Origin of the sequence: Brevibacillus migulae, from assembly GCF_004521915.1 — a bacterium.
GTDB lineage: Bacteria > Bacillota > Bacilli > Brevibacillales > Brevibacillaceae > Brevibacillus_F > Brevibacillus_F migulae.
In genome coordinates, this window is sequence record NZ_SDKD01000021.1 from 79,315 (window position 1) to 96,626 (window position 17,312).

A 17,312-nucleotide genomic window follows, 5' to 3' on the forward strand; every position below is an offset into this window, starting at 1 on the left:
TCGATCAACATACAAGCAGCTCAAAAATTGAAGTACCTATCAGAAATTCGGCAACATTCACCGGAATCCTTCTCTACGGTTTCGGAAGAGGTATGATGGGCAGCTCCGTGTCTGCCTGTGTGTCAATCTTGCCCAGTTTTGTGTCGCACAGACGACGATATAAGGCGACCTCACGAAAATCATTCTCTTGTACGCGTTGAAAATATTGGTCCGCCAGCTGCCAATTTTCCTCCATAATCGCTAGACGGCCCAGATGAAAATACCCAAGCGATTGCAGATAAGGGTTATCCGTCTCCTGCAAAAATTGACGAGCCAACTGTCTGGCACTTTCCATCTCACCCATTCGTTCATAGGCCGACACCATGCCGGAGCGCGTCAAATGATGGTCGCTTTTCTTCTGTAATATGGAGCGAAAGACCCGAATAGCCTCATCCATTTTCCCATCAAACAGCAGCATCCACCCATACGTAAACTGAAAATCAAGGTTTTCCGGCGTCAAGGTAATTGCTTTTTTCATCAGCGGCAAAGCGACCCGGGTGCCGGCGATCAACCAAGTATTCCAGGCAAGCCCTTGATAAACCCAGCCCTCAAGCGGCAGCTGCTCCCGCAGATAGACATAGCACAGCTGTGCCCGATGGATTTGTCCGCGGGCTTCATACATGGTTGCCATTTCATACAGGGTATTGCTGCCGAGAACGCGTGCGGGAACTTTCAATCGCCCTGGCGGCACCATCTCTTTTGTCTGCAAATCAGATTTGACTAAGGATTGTGCGGCCCGCAGCCAGATCGCCTCCGCTTCCCAATCGTCCTGCTCGAGTTCCATGTAGCGTTCCACTGAGTTGAACGCATCTTCAACCTCTTCATCATGCAAATAGCACAGCGCCAGGTTAAAATGCGCATCGGCATAGTCGGGATCCACCTCGATCGCTGCCTTGAACGCTTGCGCAGCCTCCAGCCACTGCTCTTCGTCGGCGAGGATACACCCGATGGCATTATAGCTGATGCTCATCACTCTTTGCGAGCTGGAAGTCCTGCTGAGTAAGCGGAACTCCTTCAATCCTTGCTCCTGATCGCCGGACAATAACAGACTGTAAGCATAATAGAGACGTCCCATTTCCCAGTCTGGAGAATGTTTCATCAATTCGTCAAAGCATGTTTTCGCATCCTGATAAAGCCGCAGGTGGTAAAAACCTTCCCCTTTTCGAAACAGCGGCTCGTGGGGATGTCTTTTCTCGCCATGAACCGGAAACGCTGGAAAGGCTTCGTCGGGTTCAGTGTCTTCCGCTGAACCTGCTGTATTGACTGCGATAGCCTCATCATCCGCTTCAGGCATGAATGCAGTTAATTGCTCTTCTTTCACCGTCTTGATCACGGTTGAGAGCGACTCCTCAAATCTCATCCATAAATCAATCACGTGATCGCTTGCTTTGCGCAGCTCCAACAGCTCGTTGGCCAGACCAAGCCTTGCCTTATCTGTAGCAGTTGGCCATTGCTTCGCCACTTCTTGCAATTTGGAAGTTAACTGCGCAAAATAATTTTCCAACGTCATAAGAAAAGCCACCCCCCTGTTACGCCAGTGAGTCAGTAACATTGTCTCACAAGGGGAGTGGCTCTATTCTTTTTCTGGTACGCGTCCACCTACATTACGGTTGCGTGTACTTCCTCTGCCAGGATGGTTTCAATTTTATTATTTTCTCCCATAATGGCGACACGAGGCTTATGATGGCGAGCTTGCTCATCCGTCATCAGCGCATAGGAGATAATGATCACGACATCACCTGGCTGTACAAGTCTAGCCGCTGCTCCATTCAAGCAAATCACGCCGCTGCCCGGTTCCCCTTCAATGACATAGGTTTCCAACCGCGCTCCGTTGTTGTTGTTCACGATTTGCACTTTTTCATTTGGCAGGATATCGACGGCATCCATGATATTCTTGTCGATGGTGATGCTGCCTACATAATTGAGATTCGCTTCTGTAACTGTGGCCCGATGGATCTTTGCCTTCATCATGGTCCGAAACATACCGACACTCTCCTTCAGGTATTACGAAATAGTCAGGATCATATTGTCAATTAAGCGTGTCCGTCCGAAACGAACCGCGAGCGCTACCAGCACCTGCTCCCCGGATTTCCACTCCTTGACAGCCGTCAAGTCCGGATAACGGAGGATTTCCGCATAATCGATGTCGGCCAGAGGTTGGGTGCTGATCATGTTTTTCATTTCCGCAATAATCCGGTCCAACGGTTGCTTCGTCACGATTGACGAGCGAACATGCTGGAGTGTCTGATAGAGGATCGTCGCTTGCTTACGTTCCTCCTCATTCAGATACACATTGCGGGAGCTCATCGCCAACCCGTCTTCTTCCCGGATGATCGGGCAGCGGACGATTTGCACAGGAACAGAAAGATCCCGCACCATCTGTTCGACGACTGCCACCTGTTGGGCATCCTTTTGTCCGAAAAAGGCAAGATCTGGCTGCACGATTTGGAAAAGTTTCATCACGACTGTGGCCACACCATCAAAGTGTCCCGGTCTTGATTTCCCGCACAACGGCTCAGAAACCTGAGACACGGTAATATTGGTCAGCACTCTAGAAGGATACATTTCTTCCACGGATGGGGTAAACAGCAAATCCACTCCAGCAGCTTTGGCTACTTTCCGATCGTGCTCGAGATCCCGCGGGTATCTGCTCAAATCTTCATTTGGTCCGAATTGCAGCGGATTGACAAAAATACTCATCACGACAAAATCCGCCTGCTCTCTCGCAGCTCTTACCAAGCTTGCATGGCCGTCATGCAAATACCCCATTGTCGGGACAAAACCGATCGTTTTGCCTGCTTGACGGGCTTCTTTTATACGCTGACGCAGCGCCGCAATCGTTGATTCTTCCATGAGTGTCTGAATCATGCTTTTACCCCATCTCCGTATAACTGTTTGATCGTCTCCTCGGAAGCCGTGAACGTATGCTCCGCTGCCGGGAAGCGCTTTGCTTTCACATCGAGCACGTAATCGGATACGGCTTGCTTGATTGCTTCTCCGACCTGTGCGTAGCTTTTCACGAATTTCGGTTTGATTTGGGAAGCGTAGGATAGCACGTCGTGGAACACCAGCACTTGACCGTCGCATTTCACCCCTGCCCCGATCCCGATGGTTGGGATGGAGACGCTATCCGTGACGAGAGCCGCTACTTCCTCTGGTACACATTCCAGAACCACGGCAAAAGCACCCGCTTCCTCCAATGCTTTGGCTTCTTCAATCAACCGTTTGGCGGATTCGATGTCTTTTCCCTGCACCCGATAGCCGCCCAGCTGATGGACGGATTGCGGGGTAAGACCAATATGACCAACGACCGGGATACCCGCCTGCGTACAACGCCGGACTACCGGTACGATTTCCAGTCCACCTTCGATTTTTACAGCTTTGGCCATGCCCTCTTGCATCAGTCTACCTGCATTTTTGACGGCTTCCTCTACCGTGCCATGGTAGCTGAGGAATGGCATATCCGTTACGACAAACGCTCGCTTTGTGCCACGGGCAACCGCCTTGGAATGATGAATCATGTCCTCCATGGTCACCGGGATCGTCGAATCATACCCCAGCACGACCATGCCCAGCGAATCACCGACAAGGATCATGTCTACACCCGCTTCATCGACCAGCTTGGCTGACGGAAAGTCATAGGCCGTCACCATGGCGATGGGGTGCTTGTTCTGCTTGCTTTTGCGCAAGTCTGCCGTCGTTACCGGATTGCTTTGATTACTCATACCTTCTCTCCTTTTTGCTTCCTGCTCCCGTGTAAATCCAAAAAAACCTTCTTTCCGAATGCGAAAGAAGGTTGTCCATACGAAAACACATGTACTTTTGGATTTCCTTCTGTCTCGGTCCCACACAGGCTCAGAGCAGATGATTTTTTTGGAAGAAAAAGAAAACACATACAACTTGATGAGTGCCGTTCCCAGCAATTGGAGATACAGCCTCATCCGAGTTTATTATAACAGAAGCATTACCGCTCTGCACCATAATCGATATCCGCTGAATACACTTTGTGGCGAATGCCGGTGCCATCCTCCACGATTAGCACACCTTCCGGATCAAGTCCGATGGATTTCCCCTCGATGGTAGTGTGAATCGTTCGCACCGTTACCATGCGTCCCAATGATATGGAACGGGCTTCCCACGCCTGCTTGATCTGATCAAATCCATGTGCCAAGTAATGGAGATATTCCGCTTCGAATTCCTGGCAAAATGCCTGCAAGAGCGCGGCTCGCTTGATTTCGTTTCCGCTTGCGATCCGCAGGGAAGTGGCGATCTCGCGCAAATCATCAGGAAAATCGGATTCGACGGTATTCACATTGATCCCGATCCCGATGACCAAATAATTGATCCGGTCCGATTCAGCGTTCAACTCCGTCAAGATACCACAAAATTTTTTCCCTTGATAGAGCAAATCGTTTGGCCATTTGATCTGTACCGAAACACCCGTATGCAGCTGTATCGCTTTCGCCAAGGCAACAGCGGTCAATAAAGTAAGCTGCGGGGCTTTGGACAGGGGAATGGAAGGTCTTATGATGAGACTCATCCAGATGCCCGTTCCTTTCGGCGAGTGCCAGGCTCGTCCAAGCCTCCCTTTTCCGCCGTTTTGCTTTTCCGCGATCACGATGGTGCCTTCGGGAGCTCCTTTGCTCGCTACCTCATGGGCTAACATCTGCGTCGAGACGACCTCATCATGCGCATAGATCCGCTGACCCATGATTCTCGTCTGCAAGCCTGTCTGGATCGCTTCCTCCGATAAACTGTCTGGTGCCGACAGCAAGCGGTAGCCAGCTTTGCGCACAGCATCGAAGCGATAGCCCTCCTGGCGCAGCTCCTCGATATGCTTCCATACGGCCGTGCGTGTACAATTGCAAATCTGGCTCAACGCTTCTCCCGAGATAAATTCACCCGGGTGCTGATGGAAAGCCTTCAGTATCTCATGCTTGATGTTTTTCATACCTCGCTACCTCATTTCGTGCTTCTTCCAGCAATCGCTCGGGCGTATTGGGAAGACCGTGTAAAGCCGTTTGAACCAGCAGATGATTCAATGTATGAGCGATCCAGTCTCCCTGTTTTTTTTGCAAGGCTTCCTGCAGCTGCTTTCCATTGATCGCCAGTTCTTTGGTCGTTTTCACCGGTAATGCATCGTATGTCTTACGCAGCACAGACAGCGTATCCCGCTCCTCATGATTCCACCAGCAAGCACGCAGCAGTCCCTCGATCTCCTCACACGCCGTCAAGCCATATTCCAGCAGCAACCGGTCCCACGGCATCGCCGCTGGTGTGTCCCACTTTGGTTGCAATCGATCGAGAACGATGACGTTCCGCCCGATCGTTTCAATTTCTCGCTTGGACATTTTCAAGAAGAAACAGAGTTCTTTGGCTTTTATAGGGCTAAGATTCATCATGTAGAAAAGCAAGGACCATTTTTGCGTCAAAGTCTCCACTTTGCCGATCCGCCATATTTGCGGCTCCGGTTTGCCAAATAGGTGATGCAAGAGGGGAATTCCCTGAAACAGCCGTGTTTCAACCATCGTCTCCATCCCGATTTTGAGAAAAGAGCCATGCAGCAGCTTGTTCAGCTCATCACGCACTCGTTCAATGGCAATATGTGCGAGCAGATTCGCTGTTTCTGCGATGGCAGCCTTCGTTTCCGGCTCAATCTGAAAACCCAACTGAACGGAAAAACGTACGGCACGCAAGATACGCAGCGCATCCTCACGAAACCGTACAGATGGGTCACCTACCGCCCGAATCACACCATCCGCCAGATCTTGCCGCCCGTGAAAGGGATCCTCGAGACGATCGTGTTGATCCATCGCCATCGCATTCATTGTAAAATCGCGTCTGGCCAAATCCAGGTGCAATTCCCCGACAAAGGTCACATGCTCCGGCCGCCGAAAATCCAGATAATCGCCTTCTGTCCGATAGGTGGTTACCTCAAATAAATAACCGTCCCGCTTCACGGAGACTGTACCATGCTTGAGTCCAGTCGGCACATGATCGGGAAATAGGCGCATCACGTCGCCAGGATGGGCATTCGTACATATATCTATATCTTGAATCGGCCTTCCCAGATGCCAGTCTCGTACGCATCCGCCGACGAAATAAGCTTCATACCCATTCTCCTCCAACGTTTGAAGAACTTGCCGGGCCGCTTCTTTTCGCATCAGCCTCGTCTCCTTTCTCCACAGACAGCGAATGACGTAAGGAGGATTTCTCATGAAAATGCTCTTTGGGTTGTTTATCCTGGTATCCAAAGTAATACAGCAAATGAAAAAAGATTCACTATGACAATAAACGCAAGTACAGCTCTTCGTATTGGGCTGCAATCTTGTTGTGGCAGAAGGTTTCACAGGATCGCTCGATGCCGCTCGTGGAAAATTCTCGATACAGCTTTTCGTCCTGCAGCAGCTGCAGGGTCCGTTCTGCCATGCCCTGCACATCCCCAACCTCGCACAAGAAGCCGCTTTCACCGTCCACGACTACTTCCGGCAATCCGCCGGCTGTAGATGCGACGACCGGCACCCCGCAAGCCATCGCTTCCAAGGCGACCAGTCCGAAGCTTTCCTTTTCGGAAGGGAGCAGCATCACGTCTGCCATGGAAATCACTTCTGCCACATCCTCTTGCTTTCCGAGAAAATGGACATCATTCGCCAGTCCCAGATCGATGAGCTGCTTGCGTGCGTGGATCAGGTCGGGTCCCTCCCCGATAAAGATCAGCTTGGCCTGCATTTCGTTTCGGACCAGGCGAAATACCTCCACCACATCCGGTACACGCTTCACGGGACGGAAATTGGAAATATGCATGATTACCTTTTCTCCGTTAGGCGCGAACACTTTTTTCAGATGGGATACTTCCCGTGGATAGTAGCGGCGTTTGTCCACAAAATTGTATACGGGTTCAATCTCTTTGGTTACTTGCAGCAGCTGCTTGGTTTCACGGATCAAATCCCGCGAGACCGCCGTTACCAGATCGCTCTGCTCGATGCCGAAGCGAATCATCTCGCTCAAGCTGGAATCATACCCGAGCACCGTGATGTCGGTCCCATGCAGCGTCGTTACGATCTTCAAGCCATCCCCTACCATTTGCTTGGCCAGGTAGGCGCAGAGAGCGTGCGGGACCGCATAATGAACGTGCAAAATATCCAGCTTTTCATTTTTCGCTACCTGTGCCATCCGATTGGCGAGCGTCAAGTCGTATGGCGGATATTTAAATACGTCGTAGTGGTTAACTTCCACCTCATGATAAAAGATATTCGGATGAAAGCCGCCCAAACGGAAAGGCATGCTTGACGTAATAAAATGCACATTATGGCCACGTTCGGCCAACAGCTTCCCAAGTTCCGTCGCGACGACGCCAGAACCGCCTAAGGAAGGGTAACACGTGATGCCTATATTCATAAAAGACTCTCCTTTACCATGCTTGCCAAAAACAGCTTTCGAACATACTCCTACAATTGCGAAAACACCAATGGCGAAGCATTTACAAAGCCTTCGGCAAAATCGACGCCGGCTTGCTGTCCAAATAGGCGCTCACGATACTCGACCGCCTCTAGATAACCGTTATTCAATGGAGTTGCAACGGTGTTTTCTTCTCGCTCAAATTGGCTGCGATAGCAGCGAAGGACGTTCATTTTTTCTTGATACACATCGCTGATATCTACGAAAAAAACCGGTGTCACGGTTGAATTGATAAAATAATAGCAAAAACGGTCCGGTCGGTAGGCGGCACCGGCTTCCTCCGCCTCATATTTGCGAATGCCTGCATTGAAAATCGCTTCACGTACAATCCGGCTGACACTTTCATGATCGGGATGGCGATCGTGCATATACGGAGCCAGGACCAGTGCGGGTCTTGTCTGTCGAATGATCCGCACGACTTGTCGGATTGCTTCCTCACGCACTCCTTCCAGACCTCGATCCGGAAGCCCGAGATTTGTCCGATTGGCGATGCCCATCAATCGATCTGCTGCTGCTGCTTCCTGCTGTCTTCTGGAGACATCTCCATTGGAGGAAAGCTCGGCATAGGTCAAATCCAGGATGCCGACACGTTTTCCCTGTTTGGCTGCTTTTAGCAGGCTTCCCGCCGCCCCGATTTCCACATCATCGGGATGGGCGCCGATCGCCAATATATCTAATCTTTCTATCATTCTTTCTGCTCCTCATGGACAATTTTTCGCCATGCGATTTCGTCATTGGCCAACGCTTTCAAGATGATCTCCGCTGAACCGAGATTCGTCGCAAACGGGATGCGGTGCACATCGCACAGGCGCAAAAGGGCAATGATATCTGGCTCATGCGGCTGAGAGGTCAACGGATCGCGTAAAAAAATGATGACATCCATCTCATTGCGTGCGATCATCGCACCAATCTGTTGGTCACCGCCAAGCGGTCCTGACAGAAAACGCGTTACATGCAGCGATGTGGCTTCCATGATGCGTTGTCCGGTTGTCCCGGTGGCATACAATTCGTGCTTTGCCAAAATAGGCTCATAAGCGACTGCCAGCTGTATCATTTCTTCCTTCTTGCGATCGTGTGCGATCAACGCTACTCTCATCCGTCTCTCCCCATTCTCTCTAATCGATTAAATGCTCCAATCCATACACCAAATGGTCGAGGTTCATCACAGCCTTAATGGCCATATTCACCCCAGGCATGAACGATTCGCGGCTGATGGAATCATGTCTGATGGACAACGTCTGGCCAACAGCACCAAACAATACCTCCTGATGGGCAACCATTCCCGGCAGACGGACGCTGTGAATGCGGAAGCCGTCATACTCGGAGCCCCGTGCTCCCGGAATCAGTTCTTTTTCGTCCGGATGCCCCTGCACGATATGCTCTCTCGCTTGGCTGATCAGCTCCGCCGTTTTTAGCGCGGTTCCGCTTGGCGCATCCAGCTTCCGGTCATGGTGAAGCTCGATAATTTCCACATGTGGCATGTATTTGGCCGCCATCGCTGCAAACTTCATGCAAAGAATTGCCCCGATCGCAAAGTTCGGCGCCAAAATCGCTCCTAAGCCAGCAGCCTTGAAGCGCTCCGTCAAGTCTTGCAATTGGGCCGCAGACAAGCCGGTCGTCCCTACTACCGGTCTGACGCCATGCGCCAGCGACAGCTCCATGTTGCGATAGACATCATGCGGCGTCGTAAAATCGACCATTACATCCGGCTTCAGCTCAGCAAACTGGTATGCGATTTCCTGCTCGCTCTTTCTCGTATCGATGGGCCCGGCATAAACGAGCTGCTCATCAGCTTCCAGCATCTTCACGACTTCCTGTCCCATTCTTCCTTTTGCTCCCGCGACTGCTACTCGAATTGGCTGCAATGGTTGTCCCCTCTTCCTGTCTATTCTTCGATTCGTGTCCAGCGGTCTTTATCCCGCGTGTTGAACTTGTGCATAATCCGGTCAAATGCTTCTTGCAGATCAATCCCTAATGAGTTGGCAAAGCACAGCACGATAAAAAAGACATCTCCTAGTTCTTCGGCAACCGTCTTTTCTTCTTCATCGTTTTTTTTCGGCTTTTCTCCATAATAATGGTTGATTTCTCTTGCCAGCTCTCCGACTTCCTCCGTCATACGCGCCATCATCGCAAGCGGGGAAAAATACCCTTCTTTGAATTGGGATATGTATTGATCCACTTCTGCCTGGATTTCCTCCAGTGTTTTTCGTTTCTCCGTCATACCTCCTACCTCCTTTCACCAATTCTCTCTACCGACTATCCTACCCGAAACGGAGCAGTTTGCCAAATCCTGTTCACACTTTGACGGCCTATTGTGGACATCCCTATCCATGTCCGATATAATGGCTCTGGCACGGGTGTAAAGGAGCGAAAAATGACAGATGAATCTACGACTGAAAAGTATTCTAGCTATCATCATCGGAACTGCGATCATGGGATTTGGGATTAATGCCTTCAATATTCCGAACAACCTCGCTGAAGGCGGCATTACCGGGATCAGCATCATTATCAAACTCTTGCTTCCGGCGGTGGATCAAGGGATTGTTTACTTTTTGCTGAATATTCCTCTCTTTATTCTTGGGTGGAAAGTGCTGGGGCGCGCTGCGTTTATTTATACGATTATCGGAACTGTCAGCTTGTCCGTATTTTTATCCCTCTTTGAAGGTACACTGGCTTTGCCTCTCAATGACAAATTGCTCGCTTCCCTGTATGCAGGGGTGGCAGTTGGCGCAGGACTAGGCATCATCTTCCGTTACGGGGGGACGACGGGCGGTGTGGATATTATCGCGCGCTTGCTGCAAAAACACTTTGGCATCAGCATGGGCAGAACACTGTTTTTCGGTGATATTCTCGTAATCGGGGCTTCCCTGATCTACCTCAGTGTGGAAAGTGCCATGTACACATTGGTCGCGGTCTTTGTCGCTGCACGTGTGATCGACTTTTTCCAGGATGGCGCCTATGCGGGAAAAGCGCTCACCATCATTTCCAATCATGCCCAAGAAATTGCGGATCAAATTCTCGCCGTTGGCCGGGGCGTGACGCTTCTATCGGGTCGAGGTGCATTTTCCGGGGAAGAAAAAGATGTGGTCTATGTAGTCGTCAGCCGTAATGAAATCGTCCGGTTTAAGTCGATCGTGCAAGAAGTGGATCCACATGCCTTCGTCATCGTCAATGATGTCCATGAGGTGCTGGGAGAAGGATTTACCTTTGATGAAAACAAGCAGCCGCTTCGCGATTGATTCAGCATACATACTTTGTGCAAAACAAAAACGCGCCGGATTTGGCGCGTTTTTGTTTGTTTCTCCGTCAGGGCGCATTCATTCTCATCGTTTTATCTGACCCGGCCCTCTGTCCAGACCCGATCCCATATCTCCTCCACTGATTCCTCTGGAGATTGATGGGAAGTATCGAGCCATAAGCCTACCCTTGGTGTTTGTTCGCGCAATCGCCGATCAAGCTCAGCGATTGTCCACAAACCGTACCCGGTTTTCGAGCGATTCGCCTCTCTCTTGGCCACCTCTTCCTGTGCGGGAATCAGCACCACGACATAGAGTGGCCCTTGTTGAATAAAATCAACCGTTTCCTGAAGCATTGGCCCGATAATCACATCTTGCAACACAACGTTAAAACCAGCGGCAAAGTATGTATCTGCGACCCGAGCTGAAATTTGATGGCGCAAGCGCAGTTGTCGTATCGCTTCTCCTTCCGAGTCAGGCAGCATTTCTTCCCTACCGCTCACAATCATTCTCCTGAAGGCATCTCCCCGCAAATGAATGGCTCTTTCAAACTTTCGTGCAAGAAGCTCGGCGATCGTAGATTTTCCCGACGCCATGATCCCCGTAATCAGAAATACCCCCGTTTTATCAGCATTCATGCTTTGATCCCACCTACCAGAGTTGTCTGTGACCCGCCTATCATCGCGAACTTACCCAAATGTTCCAACGTGTTCGGCTTGATATTTTCGCCATGCAACATAAGCGAGAGTCAAGCACACGACACCTGCTATCGTCAGGATTAACGTCAAGGGAGATTGCGGATGAATGAATTGCGCAAGCGTGCTTTTATCCTCTCCGACAAAAGCGACCTGCATCTGCGCGCTTAACTCTCGAAGTGCTTCCCTGACCAGCTGCCAATCTACCTGCTCATTTCGGATTTCTTTATGAATCCGTTGATAAGCTGCTCCGATTTTCTCCATTTGACCGGCCTGCAGCTGGACACTCATCGCCGGACGAATCGCCAAAAACAGCTGATAGTTCTCTTCAAATTGCGCGAGAAACGCTACGTTGTCCCGTTCCACCGACGCTTGCAGCAGGTTTTGCATTTGATTGGCATACGAGCTGTAATACTCCCTCCACATCGGCTGATGGGCGTGACTGAGCGCATCAATGGCCACTCTCACCTGTGTGGCGTGCCATAGCAATTTATCCTCACCCGATGCAGGGTTAGCGTACATTTGTTTCGCCGCCAGTATGGACTGGGTTACCGCATTCAGACTTTCGATGCGAATGCGTGTCGGCAATGTTTGATTGGGAAAGATCTCGCCAAGCTGATTCAATTTGCTTCTCGCTGCTTCCAAGTCCCCTTTTTTCGTAAGCTGATAAAAATCACCCGCCAGCTGATCCAATTCCACCAGATGCGCTTCATGCTCCGGTTTCTGCAACTGGGAAAAGAATGATTGCACAGGCCAAGCCAGAGAAAGACCGACTACGATCAACACAAGTAAAATCACTCGATTTTTCCGCAAAAGAAAATCCTCCTTTCCCTAGTACTAGCCTATGGAAAGGAGGACAAGATTAGACCTTGTTTCTCTGTTGAAACAGATTCAAATACCAGATCATCGCAATGGAGATCAGACTGAGCATTACCGTGCATAATCCCACGATCCCCGTATAAGGAACCAATACATCCGGTAACCAAGGATGAATAAACATGACGTAGTCCAGGAAGTCATTATTCAACGTCCATAAGGCAGCCAGACCGACCGGCAGCCAGCTGAGCTTATAGAAACGAGCATACAGGGCAGATTCGACCGCCATTCCTGTATGGGAAGCCATGAGCATGATATCTGTCCATCGTACTTCATTGCCCATGGCCCATCCAGCGATGATCACCCCGACCGCCCATACGCCATACTTAAAATTGGTAATACCGGCCAATGCTTCCAAGAGCGGAATGTGCTTGCCGAGAAGGTAGGTGAGAATGACCAATGTAAACAATCCGCTTCCCGTCGGACTGTCCGGCACAAATATGCGCAGCCAAGGCACTGTACTCTCCAATTGGTTTCCATACCAGATGAAGCCATATATTGTACCTAAAAAGTTGATTATGAAAAGCATCCAGAGAAACCAACGTTCCATCAGTGATGCCCACAACCACTTCCACAAACCCTTCATCTCAATCGTCTCCCATAATCGCTTGCTGCGACGTCGCTTCCTTTTATTCCCAGACCGATCCCATTCCATCCGTCACGGAAAGATTTGTGCCTTTGTTGCGAGAAAAATGGTGAAGAAAAAAGCTGACCGAGTCGTCAGCCAGCTTTTTCATCGCTTATTTTAAGCTTGCCATATATTCGGCCAGTTTTTTCAGATCATCATCGCTGCCTTGGAACATACCAGGAGGCATACCGCCTTTACCATTCTTGATGATGTCGGCGATTTGGTTAGCGTCAAGCTTGCTACCAACCTTTTGCAGGTTAGGTCCAGCGACACCTTCCATATTCACACCATGGCAACCTTGACAGCTTGTTTGTGCGGTCCAGACTGCATCCGGTTTAAACGACGAATCTGCCTTCTCTGCGGGAGCTGCTGGTGCCGTAGCACCGCCAGCGCTGTGGCCGCCATTGCTTGGGTGCAGACGGCTATGCTCATCATTGGCTGCCCATGTCAGATAGAAAATACCGATCAGGGACAGAAGCATAATTCCCGTAGCAACCGGACGTTTTTTCGGACGACGGTCTTTGCCGGCATCCAACCAAGGTGCGAGAACCAATGCGGTAAACGCAACCCCTGGGAAAATGATGGTACCAAAGACTACCCAGTCACCGGACGCCCAAGGATATTTCAGCATTTGGTACAGGAACAGGAAGTACCAGTCAGGCAACGGAACAAACGATGTATCGTTCGGGTTTGCCTTGTCTGTCAGCGGCGACGGATGGGATACTGTCAAGAGCAAGTATCCTACCAAACATACAGCCGCTACCATCCACTCTTTCAACAGGAAGTTCGGCCAGAACGGTTCCGATTTTCCGGGGAACTCGGAGTAAGATGGAGCAATATTAGGGATGCGCTTCGCCGAAATTCGCGAGTCTCCGACGAAGGTAGCATCTTTATCATGTTTAGCCATGCTATACCCTCCTTGATCGAGATCAAAGATCTCTCTTCAAAATTGTCGAAGACTTATAGTGGTCCGGAAATACCCTGTGCACGAATCATGACAAAGTGAGCGCCCAAGAGTCCAAGCAGTGCGCCTGGCAAGAAGAATACGTGGATGGCAAAGAAGCGAGAAAGCGTTTGCGCACCTACGATGTCGCCGCCAGTCAACAGTGCTTTCGCGTATGGTCCGATCACCGGAACCGAGTTGGCGATCTCCAAACCTACTTTTGTTGCAAAGTAAGCGGTGTTATCCCATGGCAGGAGATAACCGGTGAAGCCCAGTCCAAGCATCACGAAGAAGATCAACATGCCCACTACCCAGTTCAATTCACGCGGCTTTTTGTAAGCGCCGGTGAAGAACACGCGGAGTGTATGTAAAAACATCATCACGATTACCAAACTTGCGCCCCAGTGGTGCATACCGCGTACAATTACACCGAAAGCTACTTCGTTTTGAAGATACTTTACGGATTCGTACGCATTGATAATGTCCGGTACATAATACATCGTCAAAAACATACCAGACAAGATTTGGATAACGGTAATAAAGAACGTAAGTCCGCCAAAGCAGTACACGAACGCGGAGAAATGGTGTGCCGGGTTCACGTGCTCTGGCACTTCGTGGTCGGCCAAATCACGCCACATCGGGGTGATATTCAGGCGCTCGTCCACCCAATCATACATTTTTTGCAACATCTTAGCCAGTCACCCCCGGTAGAGGATTCGGTTTGATTTTTCCTAGGTACAGCTTGCCGTCTTTTACTTCTGTTTCATAAAGATCAAGCGATTTGGTTGGTGGAGTACCAAGTACATGGGCTCCATCAATTTTGTAACGTCCCATGTGACAGGGGCAGAAGTACTCATTTTCATGCTCGCCCTTGTTCCAGTCCACCGTACATCCCAAGTGTTTGCACACAGGGGAAAGTGCTGTCACTTCACCTTTGTCATTCTTGGTAACCCATGCGGCAAGAACCGACTCGGATTCATACCAACCGTCCTTGGTATGCACCTTGAATTCTACGCGCTTAGGTTCTGCTCCGAATTCATCTATGCTTCCTACCGCTACTTTATCTCCGCCAGCGGAGTGCTTCAGCAACGGGTCAACTGCAAATCGGATCATCGGTGTAATCATACCTGCAGCTAGGAAACCGCCAGTTCCCATGAGTGCATAGTTTAGAAATGTACGTCTGGATATTTCCCGTTTTTCGCTCATCTCTTTTTCCCTCCTTATCTGCAGAATAACGTGACGAAGGTACTACAATACATAATTACACTAGGTCATTCCCAATCATAGCTAACGCCATTTTAGATGTCAAGAATCTACAGGCGTTAACAGAAAGACTCGATTCAATTGCTTCCGATATTGTTGAGATTTTGTCATAAATTGAGGATTGATTTTTTTAGTATGGCTGTTCTCAATCAATTCTATTGATTTTTCCACGCATGGAGGACTTCTTCGGTCAGCACGTCCACCGTTACTTCAAAACGAATCTGCGAGGTCAAGTCTTCATCGCCAATCGTAAAAGTATGAATCTCCCCTTCTTCTCCTGGCGGCAGGCTCCCTTTCACATGATGCCCACTAAATTGCAAAAGAATGTAATGCCGGAATTTGCTGGGCAGCTGGTGTACGAAACTCTCCTCGCTAATCTGATAGGACAGCGGAAAGAGTAAGATCCGTCCTTTCAGCTTTTGCTCGATAGCCGCCGCCACATTCAGGAGATAAGTCATCCGCTCAGCATGTGAGGGTATATCTATAGATGGTTTGTACAAATATAAAGGGAGCAGTGCGGTATCATAATAGAGTCGCATCTCCTCCCAGTTTTGCAATTCATCCATTCTCCATTGCATAGCTCTCTTCCTCTCGCGTAAATCTGCTGATTTAGCTTACCACGAAGAGGATGCACGTGCAATCAACCGCTTTTACCTTTGTTCATACGCCATGATTTCCCGCAGTTCGGTTGTCAGATACAAGAATCGTTCCTTGTTTTTGTTTTCCAGGGCTTCGTCAATTTCCTTATACAGTGTCCGTTTGCGATATAAACGGACTTGTTCGTCGATCACCATCTCCGACAGCAGTCCAGACACCGATTGATTCCCGTAAATATTCGGCCATTCCATGTCTAATCCCTCACTTTAACAGTATCGTGGATTCGGTAAATCCATTGTATGCTTTCAGCCATGACTGGCAAAGCTCTGTATGTGCATACATCCATTCTCCATCCCCGCGCTGCCCTACCTTCAGCAGCCCGAGATGCACCATCATTTTCAATATCCGGTTGTGCAGAATGTTCAGCGGCTCATCATAATAAAACGGTTTAATCCATGGCAACAGCAGATTGGCCAGACTGCTCTGCGCGAGCCATCCTCCCCTGGTCGTTACCGGGATCACCTGTACAATCATCGGCAGATTGGGTATCGCCCTTTTGTACAATCGCAGCCAGAAGCGAATTACATCATGCTGGATTTGCTCGGAAACGGGCGTCAACAGCTGCTCGACTCCTTTTTCCGCGATCCGCAAGACTCCCGGCGACTCCTCGATCCAGCGCTGGTAGTAGCAGTAATCATATAACAGCGAGAACCGATCAGGGTACAGATCAAAATGAAGTCCGTAGCCAAATCGCCACTTTTGCGGAGGCAAAGGCTCCTCTTGCACGCTGAGAAAGCGGAGCAGTTGGCTTTGATAGCGTTTGTACATGCCGCCATCAGCTGTCAACGGCACCGGCTCTCTCTCCAGAAAGCGCAGAAACTGATAAAGATCATCGCTCATGGCCGTACCTTCATCCCGATATGCAGCCGGCTGCGTTCCTTTCCATTCCGCTTCGTCCAGCTTTCCATTCAGCCACGCTTTCAAATAGGGCTCCCGTAAATCCTGAGGAATTTGATATTGCCCTACTGTCTTTCCTTTTGCCGGAAACACCCACCCTCGCCGGAGTGCTGCGGCAATGAGCTTTCGTCCTTCCTCCATCCGTTGTTCATGTTCAGAATCAATGGCGACACTCGCTTTTGCCATCAAATCTTCCAACGAAAATACGCTTCGCTTATCTAAGAGCAACTGCATCAAAAAATGAACTTCCGGAGAAGACAGTCGCTCAACCTCTGTCTGTATCGTGCTTTTATGCCGCAGATTGGAGAGTAATGTCGTGATTAGATCATTTTTTGAGTGTGGATTGCACTCACAGCCATAGTGATTTGCGATTTGATGGAGCTGACGGATGTCCGTGTAGACCAGAATCTCTGCCAAATTCACCATGAATCCCTTCTATCCGTATCGAATTTACTCTCCATTCTTACCAAATTTAGGTTAGATAAACTTGGCTGAGCCAAGTCTTTTTGCGAAGACTTCGTTTATCTTATACGATTTACGCCTCAGCGCTTTAGCGCAATCAAACCCCTGATCGTGCAAAATCGAGTAGGAGGGGGCGGCTAGCCCCCGACCTCTCACAC

Annotated in this window: 21 protein-coding genes; 1 reads left to right on the plus strand and 20 read right to left on the minus strand. The window is 49.8% G+C overall.

The features are described 5' to 3' along the window. Positions 1–73: 73 nt before the first annotated feature. From EIZ37_RS20565 to EIZ37_RS20615, 11 genes are all read right to left on the minus strand, one after another. Entirely contained in the window at positions 74–1,549 is a 1,476-nt protein-coding gene (locus tag EIZ37_RS20565) for a tetratricopeptide repeat protein (RefSeq protein ID WP_134686648.1), read from the minus strand. Positions 1,550–1,638: 89 nt separating this feature from the next. Continuing rightward, positions 1,639–2,022: an aspartate 1-decarboxylase gene (gene panD / locus EIZ37_RS20570; protein WP_134686649.1), complete on the minus strand. Its 384-nt coding sequence runs from the start codon at positions 2,020–2,022 to the stop codon at positions 1,639–1,641. A 21-nt stretch (positions 2,023–2,043) separates the two neighbouring features. Then, a complete protein-coding gene (panC, locus tag EIZ37_RS20575; protein WP_134686650.1) occupies positions 2,044–2,907 on the minus strand; it encodes a pantoate--beta-alanine ligase in 864 nt (287 codons plus the stop codon). Continuing rightward, on the minus strand, positions 2,904–3,764 hold the full coding sequence (gene panB / locus EIZ37_RS20580) for a 3-methyl-2-oxobutanoate hydroxymethyltransferase (RefSeq protein WP_134686651.1): 861 nt from the start codon (positions 3,762–3,764) through the stop codon (positions 2,904–2,906). The genes panC and panB overlap by 4 nt, the downstream gene beginning before the upstream one ends. A gap of 239 nt (positions 3,765–4,003) precedes the next feature. Continuing rightward, positions 4,004–4,990 (minus strand): biotin--[acetyl-CoA-carboxylase] ligase, encoded by a 987-nt coding sequence (locus EIZ37_RS20585; protein ID WP_134686652.1) that lies wholly within the window; start codon positions 4,988–4,990, stop codon positions 4,004–4,006. Continuing rightward, the gene (locus EIZ37_RS20590) at positions 4,971–6,203 is read right to left on the minus strand and encodes a CCA tRNA nucleotidyltransferase (protein WP_134686653.1); all 1,233 of its coding nucleotides are present in this window, start codon (positions 6,201–6,203) and stop codon (positions 4,971–4,973) included. Before EIZ37_RS20590 ends, EIZ37_RS20585 begins: the two co-directional genes overlap by 20 nt. A 118-nt stretch (positions 6,204–6,321) precedes the next feature. Next, positions 6,322–7,437 (minus strand): N-acetyl-alpha-D-glucosaminyl L-malate synthase BshA, encoded by a 1,116-nt coding sequence (gene bshA, locus EIZ37_RS20595; protein WP_134686654.1) that lies wholly within the window; start codon positions 7,435–7,437, stop codon positions 6,322–6,324. Between the two features lie 50 nt (positions 7,438–7,487). After that, positions 7,488–8,186 carry a bacillithiol biosynthesis deacetylase BshB1 gene (gene bshB1 / locus EIZ37_RS20600; RefSeq protein WP_134686655.1) on the minus strand — a complete coding sequence of 233 codons (699 nt, stop codon included), beginning with the start codon at positions 8,184–8,186 and terminating at the stop codon, positions 7,488–7,490. Continuing rightward, the gene (locus tag EIZ37_RS20605) at positions 8,183–8,593 is read right to left on the minus strand and encodes a methylglyoxal synthase (protein WP_134686656.1); all 411 of its coding nucleotides are present in this window, start codon (positions 8,591–8,593) and stop codon (positions 8,183–8,185) included. The genes bshB1 and EIZ37_RS20605 overlap by 4 nt, the downstream gene beginning before the upstream one ends. A 19-nt stretch (positions 8,594–8,612) precedes the next feature. Next, a complete protein-coding gene (dapB, locus tag EIZ37_RS20610) occupies positions 8,613–9,320 on the minus strand; it encodes a 4-hydroxy-tetrahydrodipicolinate reductase (protein WP_235828138.1) in 708 nt (235 codons plus the stop codon). 62 nt (positions 9,321–9,382) lie between these two features. Next, positions 9,383–9,718 (minus strand): nucleotide pyrophosphohydrolase, encoded by a 336-nt coding sequence (locus EIZ37_RS20615; RefSeq protein WP_134686658.1) that lies wholly within the window; start codon positions 9,716–9,718, stop codon positions 9,383–9,385. 160 nt (positions 9,719–9,878) lie between these two features. On the opposite strand from EIZ37_RS20615, the gene EIZ37_RS20620 reads away from it, so the two are divergent. Next, positions 9,879–10,736: a YitT family protein gene (locus EIZ37_RS20620; RefSeq protein ID WP_134686659.1), complete on the plus strand. Its 858-nt coding sequence runs from the start codon at positions 9,879–9,881 to the stop codon at positions 10,734–10,736. Between the two features lie 92 nt (positions 10,737–10,828). Here the strand turns inward: EIZ37_RS20620 and EIZ37_RS20625 are convergent, their stop codons facing one another. From EIZ37_RS20625 to EIZ37_RS20665, 9 genes are all read right to left on the minus strand, one after another. Continuing rightward, a complete protein-coding gene (locus EIZ37_RS20625) occupies positions 10,829–11,371 on the minus strand; it encodes an AAA family ATPase (protein ID WP_134686660.1) in 543 nt (180 codons plus the stop codon). 51 nt (positions 11,372–11,422) lie between these two features. After that, entirely contained in the window at positions 11,423–12,241 is an 819-nt protein-coding gene (locus EIZ37_RS20630) for a sporulation protein YpjB (RefSeq protein WP_134686661.1), read from the minus strand. 49 nt (positions 12,242–12,290) lie between these two features. Beyond that, entirely contained in the window at positions 12,291–12,890 is a 600-nt protein-coding gene (locus EIZ37_RS20635; RefSeq protein ID WP_134686662.1) for a DUF1405 domain-containing protein, read from the minus strand. A gap of 154 nt (positions 12,891–13,044) precedes the next feature. Then, positions 13,045–13,839: a menaquinol-cytochrome c reductase cytochrome b/c subunit gene (locus EIZ37_RS20640; protein ID WP_134686663.1), complete on the minus strand. Its 795-nt coding sequence runs from the start codon at positions 13,837–13,839 to the stop codon at positions 13,045–13,047. Positions 13,840–13,892: 53 nt separating this feature from the next. Continuing rightward, on the minus strand, positions 13,893–14,564 hold the full coding sequence (qcrB, locus tag EIZ37_RS20645; RefSeq protein WP_134686664.1) for a menaquinol-cytochrome c reductase cytochrome b subunit: 672 nt from the start codon (positions 14,562–14,564) through the stop codon (positions 13,893–13,895). Position 14,565: 1 nt separating this feature from the next. After that, positions 14,566–15,081, minus strand: coding sequence for a QcrA and Rieske domain-containing protein (locus EIZ37_RS20650; protein WP_134686665.1), 516 nt, complete (start codon positions 15,079–15,081; stop codon positions 14,566–14,568). A 212-nt stretch (positions 15,082–15,293) separates the two neighbouring features. Further along, entirely contained in the window at positions 15,294–15,716 is a 423-nt protein-coding gene (locus EIZ37_RS20655) for a DUF2487 family protein (protein WP_134686666.1), read from the minus strand. Positions 15,717–15,788: 72 nt separating this feature from the next. Continuing rightward, entirely contained in the window at positions 15,789–15,986 is a 198-nt protein-coding gene (locus tag EIZ37_RS20660) for an IDEAL domain-containing protein (RefSeq protein WP_134686667.1), read from the minus strand. Positions 15,987–15,996: 10 nt separating this feature from the next. Further along, positions 15,997–17,115 (minus strand): hypothetical protein, encoded by a 1,119-nt coding sequence (locus EIZ37_RS20665; RefSeq protein WP_134686673.1) that lies wholly within the window; start codon positions 17,113–17,115, stop codon positions 15,997–15,999. Positions 17,116–17,312 lie beyond the last annotated feature (197 nt).